Source organism: Pseudomonas kilonensis (assembly GCF_001269885.1).
In the GTDB taxonomy this organism is placed as follows: Bacteria; Pseudomonadota; Gammaproteobacteria; order Pseudomonadales; family Pseudomonadaceae; genus Aquipseudomonas; species Aquipseudomonas kilonensis.
Map to the genome: position 1 here is coordinate 80998 of NZ_LHVH01000018.1, position 22482 is coordinate 103479.

The window sequence follows — 22482 nt, forward strand, 5'->3', positions numbered from 1 at the left end:
TGGCACGGCTCCCGTAAGCGGGGTGCTGGCCTGCGCTGAATAATTACAATGGAGTGGTAACTCAATGAACATCATTGGCCTTGATGCCTTGATTTTTGGCGTCGACGACATTCAAGCCTGTACTCATTGCCTGCGTGACTACGGTCTGCTGCCTGTCGATGTCGACAGCGAGGGCGGTCGTTTTGAAGCCCTCGACGGCACTGCCGTGATTATCCGTCGTGCGGACGATGCCAGTCTGCCGGCGGCCATCGGGCCTGCGCCTTCGATTCGTGAAACCGTTTATGGCGTGGCCAGCGCAACTGATCTTGAGGCCATCGCCGATGAACTGGGGCGCGATCGCCTGGTGACCCGCGGTGCCGATGGTTCCGTGCACAGTGTGGACGACATGGGCTTTGCCATTGGTTTCCAGATCAGTGTGCGGCGTGCGTACAGCGCGCCGGCGGACCTGACCAATACGCCGGGCCATGCCCCCCAGCGCCCGGTCAACCAACCGGGCATCAGCCCCGATATGCAGGCCCTGCCGCGGACCCTGTCCCACGTGGTGTATTTCGTGCCGGATGCGGCCAAGGCCGAGGCCTTTTACAAACGCCTGGGCTTCGTGACCACCGACACCTTTGTTGGCGCGGGTCCGTTCATGCGTCCCGCCGGTTCCGATGACCATCACTGTTTGTTCATGATCCAGACGCCACCGCATATGAAGGGGTGCGAGCACTTCACCTTTCACATGGGCAGCGGCACGGAAGTGCTGTTGGCCGGGCGTCGCTTCGAGCAGCACGGCTGGACCAGCTTCTGGGGACCGGGCCGTCACCTCTTTGGCTCCAATTGGTTCTGGTATTTCAACAGCCCGCTGGGCTGCCACATCGAATACGACGCAGACATGGACAAGCACGATGACGCCTGGCAAGCGCGCCAGGCGCCGTTGTCGGCGGATAACTCGCAATTGTTCCTGTTCACTTCCCGGGAAAAATGGTTCCCCAGCGGCCCGCCACCGAAGCAGGCCTGAGTGCGGATGTCGTCCATGAGTCACGACGCCATTGTTCTCTGTCGCCTGGATGACGTGGTCGAAGGGCAGGCCCGCGGGTTCGATCCCCTGGGCACGGGGAAGGACAGCGTGTTCGCCCTGCGCCATGGCGGCGAGGTGCGGGTCTATCGCAACAGTTGCCCGCACCTGGCGGTGCGGCTGGAGTACCGCAAGGACCGTTTTCTCAGCGCCGATGGCAGCCAGATTGTCTGTTACGCCCACGGTGCCCGGTTCCTTCCGGACAGTGGCCTGTGCGTCTACGGACCGTGCCTGGGGGAGCGCCTGAGTGCTCTGCAATGGCATACGGAGGCCGATTGGCTGGTGCTCGAAGCGGGTCAGTTGGAAGCGTGTGGACCTTAGTTAACGTATCGCGGTTGCTGATACATCGTATCCCTACATGCGATTAGTCAAACGCCTGCTTTGCCGAGAAAGTGAACACAACGCGGTAGCGAATGCGTGCAGAAGTAGCCGTTAGTGAAGCCTGGGATCGCTCCGACAGAACACTAGCGTGAATAACAAGAATAAGAGTGAGACAAGCATGAACTCAGTGAAAAAAGTGCTTATTGTCGGTGGCGGTATCGGTGGTCTATGCGCCGCAATCGCTTTGCGTCGCAAGGACATTGAAGTCGATCTTGTCGAGCTCAAGACGCAATGGACAGTCTACGGCGTTGGCATCATCCAGCAGAGTAACGTCGTGCGCGAGATGGCCAAGTTGGGTGTGTTGGACGGCTACCTCGACGCCGCCTACGCGTTCGAGGATGTGACCATCAATACCACGGCCGGTGAACAGCTGGCGCGAATACCCGGTCAGCGCCTGGCGGGTCCCGAGTATCCAGCCAACGTCGGCATCTCGCGCCTGGCCCTGCATCAAGTCCTCAGCGAAACCACCATTGCCTTGGGCGCTTCGATTCGCCTGGGCTTGAGCGTCGAGACGCTGGAGCAGGTGGGCGAGGGCGTTGATGTGCTGTTCACCGGTGGCAGTCGGGGTCGTTACGACCTGGTCGTGGGCGCCGATGGCCTGTACTCAACAATGCGCGGCTTGCTGTTCGGCGAGCAGTACCCACCGCGCTTCACCGGCCAAGCGGTGTGGCGCTACAACTTCCCGCGCGCCGCTGGAATCGATCATCTGGCCACCTTCCAGGGACCTGCCGGTAATGCCGGGCTGGTGCCGCTGGGTTGCGACCAGATGTACCTGTTCGTGACCTCCCACGAGCCCGCCAACCCGAGGATGGATACCGCCACGCTGGCGACCCAGATGCGCCAGCGCCTGAGCGGTTTCACCGGGCTGATCGGCGAACTGCGCGAGCAGATCAGCGACAGCGAACGGGTGGTCTACAAGCCGCTGGAGGTGGTGTTCGTCAGTGAGCCTTGGTACCGCGGCCGTGTCGTGTTGATTGGCGACGCGGTACACGCCACGACGCCGCATCTGGGCCAGGGCGCCGGCATGGCCATTGAAGATGCCGTCGTGCTAGGCGAAGAGCTGGTCGCCGGCGGCAGCGTCGAACAGCAGCTCGAACGCTTTATGGCGCGCCGTTATGAACGCTGCAAATTCATCAGCGAAAGCTCGGTGCTGGCCGGTGACAAGGAAATGGCCCACGACAGCAGCTTCGACCGGATCGGCCTGGTCAGGCGAATGCTCGAGGTCACGGCACAGCCTATCTGAGGCGCCGGCAAAACCGAATTCGCTCTCCCATGGATGCTTCATGCCTGTGCAGGCTGGGCCCGGCTCGACTGCGGGCGCCGTTTCACCAGAAGAGCTGACATACAACAACAATAAAGAGGGTTACTTCGATGGCTACTCGCAAGATCGCTGCGTCGCGGCGCGTCCCCTTCACCCTGACCCTTGCGGCCAGTCTGGGGCTTGGCGCTTCGGCTGCCCAGGCCTTTCAGATCGATACCGGCAACCCCGATCTCAGCTTGCGCTGGGACAACACGCTGAAGTACAGCGCGGCCTGGCGCCTGAAGGACCCCAGCAGCAAGCTCAGCGAAGGGCAGACGGCGTTGAACCAGAATGACGGCGATCACAACTTCGGCAAGGGGCTGATCTCCAATCGCCTGGATATTCTTTCCGAACTGGACATCGGTTATCACAACTTCGGTGCCCGCCTGAGCGGTGCTGCCTGGTATGACACTGTCTACCAGGACCGCAACGACAATAATGATGCGGCCAGTGCCAACCAACGTTCGGTGGGTTTCGACGAATTCACCAGCGACACCCGTCATCTGCATGGCGGTGACGGCGAACTGCTCGATGCCTTCGTCTACTGGAACGGTGAGCTGGCCGACCGTGCCTTGTCGGTTCGCGCGGGGCGCCACGGCCTGATCTGGGGTGAAAGCCTGTTCTTCGGCGGCAACGGCATTGCCGGGGCCATGGCGCCGGTGGACGTGGTCAAGGCGCAATCGGTACCCAATACCCAGTTCAAGGAAATCACCCGGCCGGTCAATCAGCTCTCGACCGCCTACCAACTGACCGACGATGTGTCATTGGGCGCCTTTTACCAGTTGGAGTGGGAGGCCACCCGCTTGCCGGGCGCCGGCAGCTATTTCTCCACCAGCGATACCATCGGTGAAGGCAATGAACGGCTGATCACTGGCGGGCCATTCCCGGATTTCCTTGGCGGTAATGCCAACAGCCCGGCCGCGTTTTTCCATGGCAAGGACAAGAAAGCCAGGAGCTCCGGCCAGGGCGGCCTGCAGCTCAAGTACAACACTGGGACGACGGATTACGGCCTGTACGCGCTGCAGTATCACGAGAAAACGCCCACGTTGTACTTGAAGCCGAATGCCACCGGGCCGAACTTCAGTACCGGGCAAGTCGGCGAATATTCCTGGGTCTACCCGGAGGATATCCGTGTCCTTGGCGCCAGTTTCGCCACCTCCGTGGATGAGTACAGCTTTGCCGGCGAGGCGTCCATGCGCTGGAACATGCCGTTGGTGTCCAACGCCCAGACCGTCCTGCCGGGCGTCGAGGCGGACAACAATGATGACGCCTTGTACGCCGTCGGCCGGACGGCCCACGTCAACCTCAATGTCCTGGCATCGCTGGGCCCTTCCTTCGTCGCCAATGAGGCCAGCCTGGTCGGGGAGATCGCCTGGAACCGCTTGCTGGCCGTGACCAAGAATCGCGCCGCCCTCGATCCTAACGCCACCGATGACGGCCTGGGCTTGAAGCTGGTGTACACGCCCACCTATCGCCAGTTCTTCCCGGGCGTCGATATCAGCGTGCCGGTGGGTATCAGCTACTTCCCCATGGGCAAGTCGGCGGTGATCAGCGGGTTCGGCCCCGATAGAGGAGGGGACATGAACATCGGCGTCTCCGCCACCTACCTGGACCAAGTGACCGTGGGGCTGACCTACACCCACTTCTACGGTCCCGAGGACACCAGCCTCAACGCCGCCAATCAGTTCAATTACAAGCAGTCGTTGAAGGACCGGGACTACCTGGCTTTCTCCGTCAAGACCACGTTCTAAGAGGATTTGCGCATGACCATTCAGTTCACTCTAAAGGCCTTGTGCTTAACCCTGCTGGCCGCCACCGCGCCGATGACCCTGGCCGCCAGCGCTGAACAAGCGGCCGCGCTGGGCAAGACCCTGACACCCTTCGGTGCCGAGAAAGCGGGTAATGCCGACGGCAGCATTCCGGCCTGGGACGGTGGCTACACCAAGGTCGATCCAGGCTATGTTCCGGGCGGCAAACGTGGCGATCCGTTTGCCGCGGACAAACCCTTGTACAGCATCACCGCCCAGAACCTGGCCAAGTACGCCGACAAGCTCAGCGACGGCACCAAGGAGCTGTTCAAGCGTTTCCCGGACACCTATCGCATCGATGTCTATCCGACCCGGCGCACAGCCGCCGCGCCGCAGTGGGTCTATGGCAACACGCTCAAGAACGCGACCCGCGCCAAACTGGTCGACAGCAGCGCCGGCCTGATCCCCGACGGGGCCTATGGCGGGATCCCGTTTCCGATTCCACAGAACGGTACCGAAGCCATCTGGAACCACCTGCTGAACTGGCGCGGCACCTCGGTGGCGGCGCATTTTCGCCACTATCTGATGACGGCCGACGGCAACCAGGTGATGACCAGCGACGGCCTGTTGACCCAGGAGATGCCCTACTACTTCGAGGAAGGCGGCCCTGAAAACTACTCGGGCGACTACTGGCAGGTGCACTTTGTCAATTCCGGCCCGGCGATTCGTGCCGGCGAACAGATCCTGGGGCGTGAGAACATCAACGGCGAAAAATCCCAGGCCCATGTCTATCTGGCCGGTCAGCGCCGGGTGCGCACGTTGCCCAACGCCTGCTGCGATACACCGACGCCGTCCACCGCCGGGGTCATGTCCTTCGACGAACTGTTCGTGTGGCAGGGCCGTACGGACCGGTTCGACTGGAAACTGGTGGGCAAGCAGGAAATGTACGTTCCCTACAACACCAACAAGGTGCAGACCGCTGCCCAGCCGCAAGACCTGTTCGCCAAGCACCATCTGAACCCTGACTACGTGCGTTGGGAGTTGCACCGCGTCTGGGTAGTCGAGTCGACATTGGCCGCCGGTAAGCGTCACCAGTTGCCCAAAGGCCGTTACTACCTCGACGAAGACACCTGGCAAGCCCTGCTCGGCGACCGTTGGGACGCCAGCGGTCAACTGGCCAAGACCCTCTGGTCCCTGCCTTCCGTATTGCCCGACCTGCCAGGCCTGGTGCAACTGTCTGCCGGTTTTTATGACCTGACTTCGGGGGCGTGGTTTATCCAGAACGTCTACGCCGGATTGCCGGATCAGTATCACGCGGTCGATCGCTACAAGGCCTCGGAGTTCTCGCCAGCGGCGATGGCCGGTCGCGGCGTGCGTTGAGTCTGAGCTGAGCGTGAAGGGCAGGCCTGTCGGTCTGCCCTTGGGGTGCGAGTGTTTTTCCGAGGTTAGGTTATGAACAGAATCAGTCAGGCGAGCGCTGTGCTCTTGGCCCTGTATTTGCCCTTCGCCACGAGCGAGTGCCTGGCAGGACCGACTACCGTGGGCGCACCGTTGAGCACCCCGGCCATGCCGGTGCCGGCGGCGCAGAAGAGCGTATTGATCGATCTGGCGCGGGCCGGCACACGTCTGGTGGCGGTGGGCGAGCGCGGCATGGTGCTGCTCTCCGACGACAATGGACAAAGCTGGCGCCAGGCCTCGGTACCGGTTTCGGTCAGCTTGACGGCGGTGCAGTTTGTCGATGCACAAAAGGGTTGGGCAGTGGGTCACGCTGGCGTGGTATTGGCCACGCGTGATGGCGGTGAGCACTGGACGCTGCAACTCGACGGCGCGCGTGCGGCACAGCTTGAACTGGATGCAGCCAAGGCTGACCAAGCCACGGCAGCCAACCCGGATGACGCATTGGTACGTGTACAAAATGCCGAGCGTCTCGTTGCCGATGGCGCTGACAAACCCTTCCTGGCACTCGAATTCATCGACGCCCAACACGGGCTGATCGTCGGTGCCTACGGCCTGGCGCTGTGGACCGCGGACGGCGGCGCCACGTGGCAGTCGCTGATGGGGCACATCGCCAACCCGAACGGGATGCACTTGTACGCCATCAGTCATCAGGGACCGCGCTGGTTTCTGGCTGGCGAGCAGGGTTACCTGGCGCGCTCGGATGACGACGCGGTGTCGTTCAGTCAGTTGGAAAGTCCCTATGAAGGCAGTTTCTTCACCTTGCAGAGCCGCGCCGATGGCGCCCTGTTGGTGGGTGGCCTGAGGGGCAATGCCTTCATATCCAATGACGGTGGCGCAAGCTTCCAGCACCTGTCTGTCCCTATGCCGATTTCTTTCAACGACGCCACCCGCCTGGCCGGCGGCCAAGTGCTGCTGGTCAACCAGGGCGGCGCGCTGTTTCTCAGCGCTGAGCAGACCGGGGCGGCGCTGCAGCCACTGGGCAAGCCCTTGGGCAAACCTGTTTCAAGTGTGATCGAGGCCGCCGATGGCAGCTTGATCGTTGCCGGTTTCACCGGGTTGCAGCGTATTGCGCAGCCATCCACTGCCGCTTCGGAGTGAGGTTATGACGTCCCCTGGTAATTTTTCCCAGTCCCCCGCGAATGCGTTCGAAGACTTTGATCCGCGTTCCGGTTCGGTGCTCGAGCGAGCCCTGTTCAACCATCGCCTGTGGGTGTTGCTGCTGTGCCTGGCGACCACGCTGGTGCTGGGTTGGCAGTCCAGTCGTGTCGAGCTCAACGCCAGTTTCGAAAAAATGATTCCCACCCATCAGCCCTATATCGCCAACTACCTTGAGCACCAGAAGGAACTGAGCGGGCTGGGTAACTCGGTGCGCATCGCGGTGGTCAACAAGCGGGGCGACATCTACGACAGCGCCTACCTCAAGACGCTGCAGGCGTTGAGCGACAAGATCTATCTGCTGCCCGGTGTCGACCGCGCGTACATGAAGTCGCTCTGGACACCGGCCACGCGCTGGGTGGCGGTGACCGAAGCGGGCCTGGACGGTGGGCCGGTCATTCCGGATAACTATGATGGCGGCGCCGCGAGCCTGGCGGCATTGCGGCGCAATGTGCAACTGTCCAACGAAATCGGCCAGTTGGTGGCGTTCGACCAGGCCTCGAGCATCATCCAGGTACCGCTGCTGCAGCGCACCCCCGATGGCCAGCCGTTGGACTACACCCGGCTGTCGCAACAACTGGAATCGCTGCGCAGCCAGTACCAGAGCGACAGCATCGACATTCGTATCACCGGTTTCGCCAAGAAAGTCGGTGACCTGATCGCCGGCCTGCGGCAGATCCTGGTGTTCTTTGCCGTGGCGATCCTGATCACCGCCGTGGTGCTCTACTGGTACACCCGCTGCATCCGCAGCACCTTGCTGGTGGTGTTCTGCTCGCTGGTGGCGGTGGTCTGGCAGCTCGGCCTACTGCCGCTGTTGGGCTATCAGCTGGACCCCTATTCGGTGCTGGTGCCGTTCCTGGTGTTTGCCATTGGCATGAGCCATGGCGCCCAGAAGATGAACGGCATCATGCAGGACATCGGGCGCGGCATGCACCGGGTGGTCGCCGCGCGCTTCACCTTCCGCCGCCTGTTTCTCGCCGGTCTCACCGCGCTGCTGTGTGATGCGGTCGGCTTTGCGGTGCTGATGATCATCAAGATCCAGGTGATCCAGGACTTGGCGATGATCGCCAGTATCGGTGTAGCGGTGTTGATCTTCACCAATTTGATCCTGCTGCCGGTTTTGCTCTCCTATGTGGGCGTCAGCCGCCGCGCCGCGCGACTGAGCCTGAAAAGCGAGCACGCTGAACAGGCCGGTCAGAATCGCCACGGGTTCTGGCGCTTTCTCGACCTGTTCACCCAGCGGCGCTGGGCGGCGTTGTGCATCGCCCTGAGCCTGGCACTGGCGATGCTCGGTTTCATCGTCAGCCTGCAATTGAAGGTTGGGGATCTGGACGCTGGCGCGCCCGAGCTGCGGGCCGACTCGCGCTACAACCAGGATGACGCGTTCCTGACCCGTCATTACGGCGCCAGCAGCGATCTGTTCGCGGTCATGATCAAGACGCCAGCCAGCGCCTGTTCGCGCTACGACATCCTGCGCAAGGTCGATGCCCTCGACTGGCAATTGCGCACCTTGCCAGGGGTTGATTCGACCAATTCGCTGGCGCTGCTGAACCGCCGGATGCTGGTGGGTCTGAGCGAAGGCAGCCCGAAGTGGTACGAGCTGCAGAACAACCAGGCGATGCTCAACATGGTCACCGCCGGGGCGCCGCGCGGGCTGTACAACGAAGACTGCAGCCTGCTGACGCTGTACGTCTACCTCTCCGACCACAAGGCGCAAACCCTGACCCGCCTGGTGGAGCACGTCGAACAATTCGCCGCGGCGAACAATACCGACGAGGTCCAGTTCCTCCTGGCCGCTGGCAATGCCGGGATCGAGGCGGCGACCAACATTGTCGTCAAGCAGGCTAACCGCGAAATGCTGTTCTGGGTCTATGGCGCCGTGATCCTGCTGTGCCTGATCACGTTCCGTTCCTGGCGCGCCACGATTTGTGCGGTGATTCCGCTGATGCTCACCTCGATCCTCTGTGAGGCGCTGATGGTCTGGCTGAACATCGGCGTCAAGGTCGCGACCCTGCCGGTGATCGCCCTCGGTGTGGGCATCGGCGTCGACTACGCGCTGTACGTGATGAGCATCCTGCTCGGTCATATGCGCCAGGGCACCAGCCTGTCGCAGGCGTATTACCGGGCACTGCTGTCCACCGGCAAGGTGGTGATGCTGACCGGTGTGACCTTGGCGATCGGCGTGGCCACCTGGATGTTTTCGCCAATCAAGTTCCAGGCTGACATGGGCGTGCTGCTGGCCTTCATGTTCGTCTGGAACATGGTCGGTGCGCTGGTTCTGTTGCCGGCCCTGGCTCACTTCCTGTTGCCGAGCAAACGTGTCAGCACGGGGAAGGCTCAGGCCGGCCCCAACCACCCGACGAGCCTGCCGCTGATACCGGCCGTAGCCGAGGAGGGGGTCTGCGTGAAGCACTCGCTGCGCCTGACTTCGGGACACGATCAAACGACAACCGCCGCCAATCCCGTCGCGTCATAACAACAAGAAAGGACTTTCCCATGCCTCGTGTGTCGCTGTTCCAGCAGTCTTTATGGCTTGACCTTATCGCCGGCCTGAGTGCCTTCGGCATGGCGTTCTGCGCGACCCAACCACCGGAGGTGCGTGATGAGCGTTGAACGCCAGGCAGGTTTGCCACAGTCGTTGTTGCTGCTACTCGGCAGTTGCCTGCCGGTGCTCGGTGCGGTGCTGCTGGCTCCCATCCTGCCGCGTATGCAGGAGCACTTCGCCGACACGCCGGGTGTGGCCGTGCTGGTGCCCATTGCCCTGACGCTACCGGCGTTGATGATTGCACTGTTGGCACCCGTGGCCGGGATCATCGCCGACCGGCTTGGGCGCAAGCCGTTGCTGATCGGTGCGATGTTTCTCTACACCGTCTGTGGCGTGCTGCCGCTATGGCTGGAGTCGCTAGAGGTCATCGTGATCAGCCGCGCCGGCATCGGGGTGGCCGAAGCGGCGATCATGACCTGTTGCACCACGATGATGGGCGACTACTACAGCGGCGCGCGGCGTGAACGCATGTTCGCCCTGCAAATGGTTGCGACCTCGTTGTCGGCGGCGATTTTCATTGCCGTCGGTGGCGTGCTCGGCGAACACGGCTGGCGCACGCCGTTTGCCTTGTATGGGCTGGGGCTGGTGTTTCTGCCGCTGATGGTCTGGTTGCTGTGGGAGCCGCGGGCGCAGGTCGTCACCGCGACAACCGCGGCGGGCAGGGCATTCCCCTGGCGCCCCTTGGCGCCGTTGTATGCCCTGGCATTCCTGGCGGGCTTGAGCCTGTTCATCGTGCCGGTACAAGTCGGTTACCTGCTCAACCTGCTGCATGTCGAAGGCTCGCAGCAGATCGGTATGACCATGGGCGCCAGTCAGTTTGGCGTTCTGGTCGGCGCCCTGAGTTTCCGTCTGTTGCGTGGTGTCCCTTCGCACCGGCAGATGCTCCTGGCTTTCGTCGCGGCCGGTATCGGTGGCGGGCTGCTGGCGGTGGCCGACAGTCATGGGCTGGTGGTGATCGCCGTCCTGATCAATGGCCTGGGCATCGGCTTGATGATGCCGACCCTGCTCACCTGGATCATGAGCCTGGTCGACTTCCAGCAGCGCGGCCGCGCCGCCGGCGGCTTCACGGCGATGTTTTTCGCCGGTGAGTTCGCCAGCCCGCTGGTGGTGCTGGCGATCACCGGGGGAATGATCAGCGCTTTGCCTACCGCACTGGGAATTGTCGCGGGTGTTCAACTGTTGGTGGCCCTGGCCTGCATTCGGTTGCGTGGCCGCAGGTCAGCTTTTCCCGCTGCGGTTGCCGCAGACGCTGATCGCTGATCTGTCCATTCGACGTGTCATCAAAATAAGAAAAACGAGGAGAACATCATGAGTTATTTGCTCAACACCTGGTACATCGCTGGATGGGCAGACGAGCTGGCGCAAGGAGGCATGCTGGGCAGAACCATCGTCGAGCAACCCATCGTGTTCTTTCGCAATAGCCAGGGGGCGATTCAGGCGCTCGTCGATCGTTGCCCGCACCGTTTTGCCCCGCTGCACATGGGCAAGATTGTCGGCGATAGCGTCCAGTGCCCGTACCACGGCCTGCGTTTCGATGGCAGCGGTCAATGTACGCACAACCCCCATGGCGATGGGAGTATCCCCAAGGCCGCCTGTGTCCGCGCGTTCGCGGTCGCTGAGCGCCATGGTGCGATCTGGGTCTGGCCTGGCGATCCGAACCTGGCCAACGATGCGCTGATCCCTGATTTTTCCTTCTTCGAGCAGGCGCCAACCGATGCCAAGGGCCATGGGTATTTGCCTACGCGCGCGCACTACGAGCTGCTGGCCGACAACATCATGGACTTGAGCCACGTTGATTTCCTGCACCCCGATACGCTCGGTGGCGGAGCGTTATCCCGCACGCGCGCCACTATCGAGGAGCTGCCCAACGATCGCGTGCGCATCAGTTGGTGGGCGCCTGATGATGTGCCGCCACCGGCTTTTGGCGCTCACCTGGAAGATCCGAGCCGGGCAGACGTCTGGGCCGAGGTCATCTGGCATGCACCTGGCCTGATGCTGCTGGGCAGTGGTGCCACGCCTCCAGGGCGCCCCAGGGAAGAGGGGCCCGTCACGTGGAACCTGCATCTGATGACACCGCAGGACGCGACCAATACCCATTACTTCTTTGCCAACACGCGCAGTTTCGAGCAGGACAATGCGCAGCTGAATGCCTTCGTCCAGGAGATGTTGATCGGTATTTTCGCCGGTGAAGACAAGCCCATGGTCGAGGCTCAACAGCGTCAGATTGGCGAGGTTGAGCTGCTTGGCCTTAACCCGGTGCTGCTGCCAGTCGATGCTGGGGCTGTGCGTTGCCGACGTGTTCTGCGTCGGTTGATCGCCGCTGAACAGCCGATGGGTAGCCAGTGATGATCGATGTCATCGTGACCCGCAAACGCCTCGAAGCCGAAGGCATCTACAGCTTTGAACTGGCCCCGGCCGAGCATTCCATCCTGCCTGCTTTCAGCGCCGGCTCGCATATCGACGTGCACCTGCCCAATGGCCTGGTGCGCCAGTACTCGCTGTGCAATCACCCCGAAGAACGCCACCGCTACCTGCTGGGCGTTTTGCTCGACCCGGCGTCTCGCGGCGGTTCGCAGGCCATGCACGAACACGTGCACGAAGGTAGTCGGCTGCGCATCAGCGAACCACGCAACCTGTTCCCGCTGGAGCATGCGGCCGGGTACAGCGTGCTGTTCGCAGGCGGTATCGGCATTACGCCGATCCTCTGCATGGCCGAGCGCCTGGCGCGGATCGGCGCGCCTTTCGAGCTGCACTATTGCGGTCGCTCGGCCGGGCGCATGGCCTTTATCGAGTACATCCGCCATTCGGCGTTTGCCCATTGCGTGCACGTTCATGTGGACGATGGTGAGGATGCTCAGCGTCTGGACAGCGCTCGGGTCTTGTCCGCGCTGGCGAGTGACCGCCACCTGTACGTCTGTGGCCCTACTGGCTTCATGGAGCACGTGCTCGGCACGGCGCGCGAGCAGGGCTGGGACGAGGCTCAATTGCACCGTGAGTACTTTACCGCCGCTGTCCCGACGGGCGAGCCGGGCAGCTTCGAGGTGCAACTGGCCAGCACGGGACAGTGTCTCCAGGTGCCGGCCGCGCTCAGCGTTGCCCAGGTGCTGCTGGAGGCGGGGATCGATATTCCGTTGTCCTGCGAGCAGGGCATCTGTGGCACCTGCCTCACGCGCGTGCTGGAAGGTGAGCCGGACCATCGCGACATGTTCTTGACCGATGCCGAGCGAGCCCGCAACGACCAGTTCACGCCGTGTTGCTCGCGTGCCAGGAGCGCGCGGCTGGTGCTCGATCTTTAAGGTTTTTCCATGAATCCATTTTTACCTGCTGCTGTGCTTCGCCAATTGATTGAGGAGTCGAACATGCAACAACTTCCTGGTTTCAAACGCGTGGTCACCGGGCACGATGCCCAGGGCCAGGCGGTGGTCGCGCTCAGTGGCCCGACGCCCAACAGCTTCGCGCTCAAGGCCGTACCCGGCACGGTCTTCCATGAGATCTGGAACAGTGGCGCCAGCCCGGCCGCGCTGGATAACGGCGACGACCCCACCTGCAAACCGCTTCAGTTGAGCCCGGCACCGCTGGGCAGTGTCATCCGCGTGGTGGATATTCCGCCTGACAGCGTGCAGAACCAGGTCAGCGCCGAGGATGCGGCGGCGGCCTTCGCCGAAATAGGCCAGGCCCATGCCGGCACGGGGCAGGCGGATTCCAAACACAAGCTGATGCACCGCACCGAAACCCTCGATTACGGCGTAGTCACGGAGGGCGAGGTGTGGCTGGTGCTCGACGGCGAGGAGGTGCATCTCAAACGCGGTGACATTGTCGTGCAGCGCGGCACCAACCACGCTTGGAGCAATCGTACCGAGCAGATGGCACGCATGCTTTTTGTGCTGCTCGATGGCCGCTTCGCCCCCGAGCTGCAAGGAGAACCGGCATGAAGCTCAGCACCCTGAAAGATCACAGCCGAGACGGTCGCCTGCTGGTGGTGTCGCGCGACCTGGCCTGGGCGGTGGAGGCCAGCGATATCGCCGTGACGCTGCAGGAGGCTATCGAGCATTGGCCGAGCGTCGAAACGGCTTTGCGCATGCGGTATGACGCGTTGAACGAAGGCACGCTGACCGGTGCCTTCGCCTTTGATCCGCAGCAAGCCGCCGCACCCTTGCCACGTGCCTGGCAGTGGCTGGACGCCTCGTCTTTTCTCAGTCATGGCGAGCGGATGCAGAAGGCTTTTGGGCTTGACCCGATCGAAGGCGTTGAACACACGCCCCTGATGTATCAAGGCTGTGGCGATGACTTCCTGGGGGCCCACGACGACATCGTGCTGCCCAGTGAAACCCATGGTATCGATTTCGAAGGTGAATTCGCGGTGTTGGTCGATGAGGTCCCTATGGGCTGCTCGGCGCAAGACGCCGTCGACCATATTCGACTCATCGTGCAAGTCAACGATGTCAGCCTGCGTGCGCTCGCCCCCCGTGAAATGAAGACCGGCTTCGGCTTTATCCAGGCCAAATCCTCGTCCAGTTTTGCCCCGGTGGCGATCACCCCCGACGAGTTGGGCGAGGCCTGGCGCGATGGGCGTGTGCACTTGCCGCTGAAGGTTGAATGGAATGGCAAGTGGTTTGGCCATGCCCATGGCGGCGCCATGCATTTCGGTTTTCATCAGTTGATTGCCCACGCGGCATTGACCCGCCGTCTCAGGGCCGGCTGCCTGATCGGTTCCGGCACCGTCTCCAATGCCGATCCCACGGTGGGCGCTGCCTGCATCGCCGAACGTCGTGCCGTGGAGATGATCGAGCAGGGCGCGCCACAGACACCCTTCATGCGCTTCGGTGATCGCGTGCGCATGGAAGTCTTCGACTCACAAGGGCAGTCGGTCTTCGGAGCGATAGACCAGCGTGTCGTGCGTGGAGGCCTCCCATGCGCGTGATGATTACCGGGGCCAATGGTTTTGTCGGCCGGGCGCTGGTGAAACGATTGCTCGAAACCAATGAGTTACAAGGCCGGACGATCAGTGCATTGATTCTGCTGGATAAAGAGTTGGTGGGCTTTGCTGACGATAAGCGCCTGCGCCGGCATTGCGGCAGTGTGACCGACGCCGCGTTATTGCGCCGCGCGTTGGCCGATGGCATTGATGTGGTTTTTCACTTGGTCAGCGTCCCGGGTGGCGCGGCGGAGCAGCACTATTGGCTGGGCTATCAGGTCAACCTGTTGGCAAGCTTGGAATTGCTTGACCAGTTGCGCGAACAGCCGGGCCGGCCGGTGCTGGTGTATGCCAGCAGCGTGGCGGTGTACGGCGGCGACCTGCCGGCCCGCATGGATGAGCGTGCGGTGCCGAGCCCGCAGTTGAGTTACGGCGCGCACAAGGTGATGGTGGAAATGGCGCTCAACGACCTTGCCCGACGAGGCGAGGTGGACGGTCGTGCCGTGCGCCTGCCCGGCATTGTCGCGCGTCCACGTGAACCCAATGGACTGCGTTCGGCGTTCATGAGCGACCTGCTGCACGCCTTCGCCGACGGCCAGCCATATTGCTGCCCGGTCTCACCGCAGGCGCAGGCATGGTGGATGTCCGTGCGGTGTTGCGTGGATAACCTGCTACGGGCCGCCGAACTGCCGGCTGCCGAGCTCGGTGAGTCACGCGTCTGGCAATTGCCGCTGTTGCACCTGTCCATTGCCCAGGTCATCGATGCCTTGGCCGCGGCCTATGGCCAGGAACGTCGCGGGTTGATCAGCTTCGCTCCGGATGCTGGGCTGCAAGCGTTGTTCGGCAATTTCCCAGCGATGAAAACCCCTCTGGCCCGCGCCCTTGGCTTTCGCCATGACGGCTCGGCAGCCGCCTTGATTCGTAACAGCTTGAACACGGCTACCCCGACGCGTCGTGCGCGTGGGCGGGTGGCGCTTGGAGTGAGCGAAAATGCAATCAACTAAACGCCGCCTGGTGGACCTGTCCGTTACCCTGGATAACAACCCCTACACCGATCCACCGCCGTTGCTGCCGAAAATCGACTATATGGACCATCAGCAAGGCTGGCCGGAGATGGCCGCGATGTTTCCCGGCCTGTCCAAGGCGCAACTGCCCGGCGACGAGTCCTGGGCGGCTGAGCGCCTGCAGATCACGACGCACAGCGGTACGCATATGGACGCCCCTTGGCACTACGCCTCGACCACGGACGGTGGCAAGCCGGCTTTCGGCATCGACGAACTGCCGCTGGACTGGTGCCTGCAACCGGGCGTGAAGCTGGACTTTCGTCATTTGCCGGATGGTCATGTGGTCAGCGCCGCCGAAGTGCAGGCTGAGCTGACGCGCATCGAACACGTCCTCCAGCCGTTGGACATTGTCCTGGTCAACACCCGCGCCGGGGCGCTGTTTGGCCAGCCAGGGTATCTGGATGCCGGGGTTGGCATCGGTCGCGAAGCCACGTTGTATCTGCTCGAGCGCGGCGTGCGCGTGGTTGGTACCGATGCCTGGAGCTGGGACGCGCCGTTCAAGTACACGCGCGAACGCTTCGCCGCCACGGGCGACGCCTCGATCATCTGGGAAGGGCACAAGGCCGGACGTGACATCGGCTACGGCCAAATGGAGAAACTGGCCAACCTGGAGTGCCTGCCAGCCCATGGTTTCCAGGTGTCCTGTTTCCCCTACAAGATCAGGCACGCTTCGGCCGGTTTCGTCCGTGCCGTAGCGATTTTCGAGGAATGAGCGTGACTGCGGACGCTGCTTTGACGATTGTCGATCCTCGCTGGACATTGTTTGTGCGGGTCGCGGCGGCTGGAAGTCTCAGTAAAGCGGCTGTTTTACTGGATATGCCGCAGTCCATGGTCAGTCGAAACATTGCTCAGCTCGAATCGCAATGTGGCGAGCGGCTGTTTCATCGTACCGGCCGTGGGGTGCTCCTGACTGAGTTTGGAGAGCAGTTGCTACCTTGCGTATCGAGTCTTCTCGCGGACGCCGAAGGCCTGGCCGATGACATTCGTACCCGGCGTGGAAAACCGGTGGGGGAGGTGGTCGTAGGGATGCTGCCTTCGGCGGTCCGGCGGTTTGCCGGTACGCTTTTCGCGGCGGTACAAGCACAGATGCCGGGTGTGAGATTGCACCTGATCGAGGGCGCGAGTGCGCAACTCGAAGAGCAGTTGCAGGATGGTCGTCTGGATATGGCGCTGGTCCTGCGCGAGAACGAAGCCAGTATCGGCGAGGCGTATTTACTGGCCAGGCTGGCGCTGCATTTGATAGGGCCAGCCAGCGATCCCCTCTTTGCCGAGCGAGACATTGCGTTAAAGCGGCTATCCGGATTGCCACTGGTAGTCCCGGGGCGTCCCCATCTGTTAAGGGCCAGGCTCGATCATCTGGCCGCCGAACAGTGCGTGGAGTTGTGCGTTGCCGTGGAAGCCGACTCCGTCCAGCTCCAGTACGAAGTCGTCGCGGCAGGCGGAGGTTATGCGATTGCCTCTGTGCTGCCGGGCTCGCTGGATCAACGACTGATTTCATCGCGCATTATCGAGCCCGTGCTGGAGCGCTTTGTCGTGCTGGTCGAGTCGCCCCGTCGCCCCTTGACCCGTGCTTCCCGTGAAGTGCGACGGCTGATTTGCAATCTGTCCATGCCATCGATTTGAGCGATAGCTGCTTTCGATCCCCAGCAGTATCCGGTGGGGGGCGCCCCTCGTAGGGTGTCAGTCAATCAATGATTGATACCCGATTGCGAGGTTAGCGCTATGCATCATGCCCAAGAGCCCCAAGTCATTACCCCGACGCTTTTTCTCAGCGACGCCGATGTCGCCTCGCTCGCCGACTGGAGCACAGCCGTTGCCGCGCTCGCGCAGGCGTATGCCTGCCCCACGACGGATGCCATGGTGCCGCCTCGCTCCATGGCCCGCGGCGACGGTATCTGGCTGCGCAGTTTGACTGCTGTACCTCCCGCTGGCGGCCAAATGGGCTGCAAGTTGATCGCGGCGTCCATGCGGGCGCGCTGCGCCAGCTACCTGATTGCATTGTTCGACCAGCAAACCATGGCGCTCAGTGCCCTGATCGACGGCAATCGGGTGACGGGCTTGCGCACCGCTGCAACCGCTGCGCTGGCGGTTGATCTGCTGGCGCCTCAACGAGCACTGCGGGTGGGCGTGATTGGTGCCGGGTTTGAAGCGCGTGGCGCGCTTGACTGCCTCAAGGCCGTGCGCGATGTCGCCCGTGTCCGGGTGTTCAGTCCAACGCCCGCGAGCCGTGAGCGGTTTGCCGAAAGCTTCAGGCCGGGGCTGGATATCCAAGCGGTGAACACTGCGCAAGAAGCCGTGCAGGACTGCGATGTGGTGATTTGTGCCGCACGCAGTCGTGACGAGTCTGCGGTGTTGCAAGGGGCATGGCTTTGCGCAGGCGTGACGGTCGTGTCGTTGGGTTCCACCTTGCCTGAGCAACGGGAGGTTGACCCGGTCACGATGGAGCGAGCCGTCTGCATCGTCGCGGATATGCCGCAAGAGGTACTTCACGATACCGGCGACGCCATTGCGGCGATCAGTGCCGGTGTTTATGTCGCCGACAAACTAGTCGCGCTGTCGGATCTGGTCGCGGGTCGCGTCAATCCGCGCCAGAAAGAAAGCGACATCGTTCTCTACAAGTCAGTTGGCTCGGCGCTGCAGGATGTCGTCATCGCACAAGCGTTGTACGAGCGCGCCAGGCAACAAGGCCTCGGCATCGAGCTGCCTGCCAGCATTGTCCCTGTCTCGAAATAACCCCTCCACTGTTCGAAGGAAAATCATCATGGCCACTTACAAGAAAGCTGATGCCCGCGCCTGGGCCCGTGAAAACCTGGTGGGCTGCTCGGCTGTCACCATCCCAAGCTTCAGTGCTGATCTGAAGCGTCTCAATGAGCGTGGCATACGCCACGACATCGAGCATACGGTTGGACTGGGTTACAGCAGCACGTTGCTGTGCAGTGAACTGGCGATCTCTGCCCAGGAAAACGCTCAATTCACCGCCTGGGCGCGAGAGTCGGGGAAAGACCTGATCCTGTTCTTCCATGCGGCTTTTGGCACGCTTGCCGAGAACATTGAGGCGGTGAAACTCGCTGAGAATGCCGGCGCCGACATCGTCCTGCTCTCCTACCCGCCGCAGTTCTGGCCGACCAGCGAGCAGGAAATCTATGACTACACCAAGTCGTTCTGCGATGCCACGGACCTGGCTGTCATGCTCTTCCCGATTCCGCTCTGGGGCTTTGAGCGCGTGCATCCGGCGGGTATGTCGTTGGAGTTGGTCCGTCGTCTTCTGGCCGATTGCCCGAATATCGCCGCCATCAAGTCCGAGCAAGGGTTTCCGTTGCCAGCGGGCATTTGCGAGATGTACTACCACTTCCGTGATCAGGTGGTGATCAGTTGCCCGATCGAAGCTGACGCAATCCCGTTGATGAGCCTGATGAAACTGCAGTTTTCCGGCACCAGCAACACCGCCTGGATGAGCGACTACTACCCGAAAGCCTTCGAACTGGCCCGCACGGGCCGCTTCGAAGAGGCGATGGAACTGTATTGGAAGGTCAACCCGGCACGCAGTGCCAATGGCGCCGCCGCGCAAAGCTATGCCGGCGGCACCGGGGTGCTCAATCGCACGATGTGGAAATACCAGGACTGGCTCGCCGGCTTCAACGGCGGCCCTCTGCGTGCCCCGGCGATGCGCGTGCCGGATCGCCTCATGAAGTCTTTGCGCCAAGGGCTGGTTGCGGCGGGCCTGCCGGTGACGTCGGACCCGGATAGCGCGTTCATGATCGGGCGTCACCCTTGCTGATTAAGAGGATTGCAAAGTGAAGCATTTACTTAAGGATCCGACGCTGTGGCGCACCGGCGCCTACATCGCCGGCGAGTGGCTGAACGAGACGCCGCACGGTCGGTACACGCTGCGTAATCCGGTGGATCAAGCGGTGCTGGCCGAGTTGCCACGCTGCCGCGAAACTGAAGTTCGGCACGCTATCGATACGGCGCATGCGGCCTTTGGTCCATGGCGACGCTTGACGGCTAAACGTCGGGGCGAGGTGTTGCGCCGTTGGTATGAGTTGATGGTTGAACATCGTGAGGATATCGCCACGCTGATTACCCTGGAGGAGGGCAAGCCGCTGGAGGAGGCGCGGGGTGAGGTCGATTATGCTGCGTCGTTTGTGCGATGGTTTTCCGAAGAAGCCACGCGAGTGCGCGGTGATTTGATTCCCGGCGTTAAGGACACGCAGCGCATTGTGGTACTGCGCGAACCCATCGGGGTTTGCGCCGCGATCACGCCCTGGAACTTCCCCGCGGCCATGATCACGCGCAAGGCCGCTCCGGCGCTTGCGGCGGGCTGCACGATGGTCGTGAAGCCGGCCAGCCAGACGCCCATGACCGCCCTGGCCCTCGCTGAACTTGCGCAGCGCGCGGGTGTGCCGGCTGGTGTGTTCAGTGTGATCACGGGGAGTGACACCCGCGACATTGCCGGTGAACTCACGGCCAACCCGTTGGTGCGCAAACTCACCTTCACCGGGTCCACGGAAGTGGGCCGGTTGCTGTTGGCGCAAGCGGCGCAGACGGTCAAGAAATGCTCCATGGAGCTGGGCGGCAACGCGCCGTTCATTGTCTTCGACGATGCTGATCTTGATGCGGCAGCCGACGGGGTGATGTTGGCCAAGTTTCGCAATGGCGGGCAGTCCTGCATCGGCGCGAACCGGGTGCTAGTGCAGTCAGGGATCTATGACGCACTGGCCGAGCGCATCCTCGAGCGCATGGCACGCTTGACGGTGGGCAATGGCCTGGAGCCGGGTGTACAGGTCGGGCCGTTGATCGATGACGCGGCGGTACGAAAATCCCAGGCCCTTGTTGATGATGCGCTGGCGCAAGGTGCTCGACTGCTGTCCGGCGGCAAGCCTCATGCGCTGGGTGGGTGTTTCTTCCAGCCCACTTTGTTGGCTGATGTGACTCATGGAATGCGGGTCGCTCGCGAAGAGATCTTCGGCCCGGTCATGCCACTGGTGCGCTTCGACAGTGATGACGAAGCCATTGCCGTGGCCAATGACAGCGAGTTTGGCTTGGCGGCGTATCTGTACAGCCGTGACGCGGCCCGGATCTGGCGCAATGCGGCTCGCATCGAGTCGGGCATGGTGGGTATCAACTGCGGCTTGATTTCAAATGAAGTCGCCCCTTTCGGCGGCGTGAAGCAGAGCGGTCTGGGGCGAGAGGGATCTCACCTGGGAATCGACGAATTCCTTGAGGTGAAATACCTCTGCTGGGATGGCTTGGAAAGCGTGTGAACCGCTATCGCGAGCAAGCTCGCTCCCACATGGGTTTGTGGGTGTTCACCGCACCTGGAAACAACACAAAAGCCTGTGGGAGCGTGCTTGCTCGCGAAGGCGTCGGCACATCCAACATCACCGCCAACTGACTCTCCTCGATCGCGAGCAGGCTCGCTCCCACAGGGGGACTGCGGGTGTTCAGCAACCCATCTCCTGTAGCGATACCTCGGATTGTGGAAAGCGATTTCAGCGCTGATAGCCAATTCGATAGTCTCGTCGTTGATCCGGCATTTCGGTCGGAACCTCATGAGTCTGCGGCATTGAGTCGATCGCGCTGCAGAGCCCGTCGGTGCGCCATGCAATGTCAGCCCGATTGAAATAAGAATAATTAGGAGAGCGTGATGATCGCAGCAGTCAAAAAGGTCCTGGTGATCGGAGGCGGATTCTCCGGTATGACCGCGGCTATCCAGCTCGCCCGCGAGGGCGTCGAAGTGGACCTGGTCGAGATAGATCCTCTGTGGTGTCCCCTGGGGGCCGGTATTACGCTCAGTGGGCCGACGTTGCGAGCGCTTGATACGGTGGGGATTCTTGAACGGGTGGCCGCAGAAGGGTATCTGTCGACCAATTTCGATGTGTTTTCACCGGTTGGCGAACTGATCGTGCAGTTGGCGCTTCGACCGCCGGTCAGCGACAAACCGATTCCCTGCGGCGGCGGCATCCTGCGCCCGGTGCTGGCTCGCATTTTTGCCGACAAAACGCGGGAAGTGGGCACCCACGTGCGCCTGGGCATAACGTTTGACAGCCTCATCGAGCATGCCGATGGCGTTGAAGTGTCTTTCACTGACGGCACCTCCGGGCGCTACGACCTGGTCATCGCCGCCGACGGTGTGCATTCGCGGATGCGAAAGGAGTTTTTCCCGGAGGCGCCCTCGCCAAAACCCATTCACCAGAGTGTCTGGCGCGCGGTGTTGAAGCGTCCGCAGGAAATCGTACGGCCCAGTCATTGGCTGGGGCGCACCAAGGTCGGCGTCAATCCGATTTCTGAAACGCATATGTACATGTTCCTCATGGAAAACCGCGAGTTTTCCGAGTGGATCGATCCGGCCAGTTGGCCAGGCGAAATGGCGCGTCTGCTGGGTGAGTTCCCCGCCCCGATCCTGCAAGCGCTTGTGCCGCAACTGTTCGAACCGGGTGCCAATATCGACTACCGTCCGCTGGCCAATTTGTTGGTGCCGTTGCCTTGGCATAAGGGCCGCGTTGTGATGATCGGGGACACGGTGCATGCCACCACGCCCCATCTGGCTTCCGGGGCCGGGATTGGTATCGAGAGTGCCATCGTGCTTGCTGAGGAACTGTTCGCCGATAACGATCTACAGGCTGCCCTGAGCCGGTTCGAAGCGCGGCGTTGGGAGCGTTGCCAACTGGTGGTCGAGAACTCTGCACGGCTGTGCGAGATAGAAAAAAGTGCGGGTGACAAGGATGAGCATGCCCAGATCATGCGAGAGTCCACTGCTACGTTGGCTGAACCTATCTGAGTGATTCAGTCCCTTCGGCTGGATGCCCTTGAATCACTTCAGCATCCAGTTCGAAGAGGGGCAGTGGACTTGATG

Annotated in this window: 19 protein-coding genes; all 19 read left to right on the forward strand. The window is 62.0% G+C overall.

What is annotated here, in order from left to right; genetic code table 11:
* Positions 1 to 64: 64 nt before the first annotated feature.
* The 19 genes from AD662_RS11855 (at position 65) to AD662_RS11945 (ending at position 22407) form a co-directional block, all read left to right on the forward strand.
* Positions 65 to 1003 carry a VOC family protein gene (locus tag AD662_RS11855; protein ID WP_053187431.1) on the forward strand — a complete coding sequence of 313 codons (939 nt, stop codon included), beginning with the start codon at positions 65 to 67 and terminating at the stop codon, positions 1001 to 1003.
* Between the two features lie 15 nt (positions 1004 to 1018).
* Positions 1019 to 1381, forward strand: coding sequence for a Rieske (2Fe-2S) protein (locus AD662_RS11860; RefSeq protein ID WP_053179363.1), 363 nt, complete (start codon positions 1019 to 1021; stop codon positions 1379 to 1381).
* A 178-nt stretch (positions 1382 to 1559) separates the two neighbouring features.
* Positions 1560 to 2684: an FAD-dependent oxidoreductase gene (locus AD662_RS11865; RefSeq protein WP_018600365.1), complete on the forward strand. Its 1125-nt coding sequence runs from the start codon at positions 1560 to 1562 to the stop codon at positions 2682 to 2684.
* Positions 2685 to 2812: 128 nt separating this feature from the next.
* A complete protein-coding gene (locus AD662_RS11870) occupies positions 2813 to 4492 on the forward strand; it encodes a DUF1302 domain-containing protein (RefSeq protein WP_018600367.1) in 1680 nt (559 codons plus the stop codon).
* A 12-nt stretch (positions 4493 to 4504) separates the two neighbouring features.
* A complete protein-coding gene (locus AD662_RS11875; protein WP_018600369.1) occupies positions 4505 to 5869 on the forward strand; it encodes a DUF1329 domain-containing protein in 1365 nt (454 codons plus the stop codon).
* Between the two features lie 72 nt (positions 5870 to 5941).
* The gene (locus AD662_RS11880; RefSeq protein ID WP_053187434.1) at positions 5942 to 7045 is read left to right on the forward strand and encodes a WD40/YVTN/BNR-like repeat-containing protein; all 1104 of its coding nucleotides are present in this window, start codon (positions 5942 to 5944) and stop codon (positions 7043 to 7045) included.
* A gap of 4 nt (positions 7046 to 7049) precedes the next feature.
* Positions 7050 to 9578 (forward strand): efflux RND transporter permease subunit, encoded by a 2529-nt coding sequence (locus AD662_RS11885; protein ID WP_053187437.1) that lies wholly within the window; start codon positions 7050 to 7052, stop codon positions 9576 to 9578.
* Between the two features lie 126 nt (positions 9579 to 9704).
* A complete protein-coding gene (locus AD662_RS11890) occupies positions 9705 to 10907 on the forward strand; it encodes an MFS transporter (protein ID WP_053187440.1) in 1203 nt (400 codons plus the stop codon).
* 48 nt (positions 10908 to 10955) lie between these two features.
* A complete protein-coding gene (locus tag AD662_RS11895; RefSeq protein ID WP_053187444.1) occupies positions 10956 to 11993 on the forward strand; it encodes an aromatic ring-hydroxylating oxygenase subunit alpha in 1038 nt (345 codons plus the stop codon).
* Positions 11993 to 12943 (forward strand): PDR/VanB family oxidoreductase, encoded by a 951-nt coding sequence (locus AD662_RS11900; RefSeq protein ID WP_018600381.1) that lies wholly within the window; start codon positions 11993 to 11995, stop codon positions 12941 to 12943. The genes AD662_RS11895 and AD662_RS11900 overlap by 1 nt, the downstream gene beginning before the upstream one ends.
* 63 nt (positions 12944 to 13006) lie before the next feature.
* Positions 13007 to 13579, forward strand: a complete 573-nt coding sequence (locus AD662_RS11905; protein WP_053187447.1) for a cupin domain-containing protein — start codon at positions 13007 to 13009, stop codon at positions 13577 to 13579.
* Positions 13576 to 14568, forward strand: coding sequence for a fumarylacetoacetate hydrolase family protein (locus AD662_RS11910; protein WP_053187450.1), 993 nt, complete (start codon positions 13576 to 13578; stop codon positions 14566 to 14568). The genes AD662_RS11905 and AD662_RS11910 overlap by 4 nt, the downstream gene beginning before the upstream one ends.
* Positions 14559 to 15566: an NAD-dependent epimerase/dehydratase family protein gene (locus AD662_RS11915; protein WP_018600387.1), complete on the forward strand. Its 1008-nt coding sequence runs from the start codon at positions 14559 to 14561 to the stop codon at positions 15564 to 15566. Before AD662_RS11910 ends, AD662_RS11915 begins: the two co-directional genes overlap by 10 nt.
* Complete coding sequence (locus tag AD662_RS11920) at positions 15553 to 16338, forward strand: cyclase family protein (RefSeq protein WP_018600389.1); 786 nt, start codon at positions 15553 to 15555, stop codon at positions 16336 to 16338. The genes AD662_RS11915 and AD662_RS11920 overlap by 14 nt, the downstream gene beginning before the upstream one ends.
* Positions 16335 to 17249 (forward strand): LysR family transcriptional regulator, encoded by a 915-nt coding sequence (locus AD662_RS11925; protein ID WP_018600391.1) that lies wholly within the window; start codon positions 16335 to 16337, stop codon positions 17247 to 17249. The genes AD662_RS11920 and AD662_RS11925 overlap by 4 nt, the downstream gene beginning before the upstream one ends.
* Before the next feature lie 99 nt (positions 17250 to 17348).
* On the forward strand, positions 17349 to 18359 hold the full coding sequence (locus tag AD662_RS11930) for an ornithine cyclodeaminase family protein (RefSeq protein ID WP_018600393.1): 1011 nt from the start codon (positions 17349 to 17351) through the stop codon (positions 18357 to 18359).
* 28 nt (positions 18360 to 18387) lie between these two features.
* Entirely contained in the window at positions 18388 to 19404 is a 1017-nt protein-coding gene (locus AD662_RS11935; protein WP_046062817.1) for a dihydrodipicolinate synthase family protein, read from the forward strand.
* A gap of 16 nt (positions 19405 to 19420) precedes the next feature.
* A complete protein-coding gene (locus AD662_RS11940) occupies positions 19421 to 20890 on the forward strand; it encodes an NAD-dependent succinate-semialdehyde dehydrogenase (protein WP_053187453.1) in 1470 nt (489 codons plus the stop codon).
* A 383-nt stretch (positions 20891 to 21273) separates the two neighbouring features.
* Positions 21274 to 22407: an FAD-dependent oxidoreductase gene (locus tag AD662_RS11945; protein ID WP_018600399.1), complete on the forward strand. Its 1134-nt coding sequence runs from the start codon at positions 21274 to 21276 to the stop codon at positions 22405 to 22407.
* Positions 22408 to 22482: the final 75 nt, after the last annotated feature.

Coding starts and splice junctions, on each gene's coding strand:
- AD662_RS11855 (WP_053187431.1), top strand. CDS start 65: ATGAACATCATTGGCCTTGATGCCTTGATTTTTGGCGTCGACGACATT.
- AD662_RS11860 (WP_053179363.1), top strand. CDS start 1,019: ATGAGTCACGACGCCATTGTTCTCTGTCGCCTGGATGACGTGGTCGAA.
- AD662_RS11865 (WP_018600365.1), top strand. CDS start 1,560: ATGAACTCAGTGAAAAAAGTGCTTATTGTCGGTGGCGGTATCGGTGGT.
- AD662_RS11870 (WP_018600367.1), top strand. CDS start 2,813: ATGGCTACTCGCAAGATCGCTGCGTCGCGGCGCGTCCCCTTCACCCTG.
- AD662_RS11875 (WP_018600369.1), top strand. CDS start 4,505: ATGACCATTCAGTTCACTCTAAAGGCCTTGTGCTTAACCCTGCTGGCC.
- AD662_RS11880 (WP_053187434.1), top strand. CDS start 5,942: ATGAACAGAATCAGTCAGGCGAGCGCTGTGCTCTTGGCCCTGTATTTG.
- AD662_RS11885 (WP_053187437.1), top strand. CDS start 7,050: ATGACGTCCCCTGGTAATTTTTCCCAGTCCCCCGCGAATGCGTTCGAA.
- AD662_RS11890 (WP_053187440.1), top strand. CDS start 9,705: ATGAGCGTTGAACGCCAGGCAGGTTTGCCACAGTCGTTGTTGCTGCTA.
- AD662_RS11895 (WP_053187444.1), top strand. CDS start 10,956: ATGAGTTATTTGCTCAACACCTGGTACATCGCTGGATGGGCAGACGAG.
- AD662_RS11900 (WP_018600381.1), top strand. CDS start 11,993: ATGATCGATGTCATCGTGACCCGCAAACGCCTCGAAGCCGAAGGCATC.
- AD662_RS11905 (WP_053187447.1), top strand. CDS start 13,007: ATGCAACAACTTCCTGGTTTCAAACGCGTGGTCACCGGGCACGATGCC.
- AD662_RS11910 (WP_053187450.1), top strand. CDS start 13,576: ATGAAGCTCAGCACCCTGAAAGATCACAGCCGAGACGGTCGCCTGCTG.
- AD662_RS11915 (WP_018600387.1), top strand. CDS start 14,559: ATGCGCGTGATGATTACCGGGGCCAATGGTTTTGTCGGCCGGGCGCTG.
- AD662_RS11920 (WP_018600389.1), top strand. CDS start 15,553: ATGCAATCAACTAAACGCCGCCTGGTGGACCTGTCCGTTACCCTGGAT.
- AD662_RS11925 (WP_018600391.1), top strand. CDS start 16,335: ATGAGCGTGACTGCGGACGCTGCTTTGACGATTGTCGATCCTCGCTGG.
- AD662_RS11930 (WP_018600393.1), top strand. CDS start 17,349: ATGCATCATGCCCAAGAGCCCCAAGTCATTACCCCGACGCTTTTTCTC.
- AD662_RS11935 (WP_046062817.1), top strand. CDS start 18,388: ATGGCCACTTACAAGAAAGCTGATGCCCGCGCCTGGGCCCGTGAAAAC.
- AD662_RS11945 (WP_018600399.1), top strand. CDS start 21,274: ATGATCGCAGCAGTCAAAAAGGTCCTGGTGATCGGAGGCGGATTCTCC.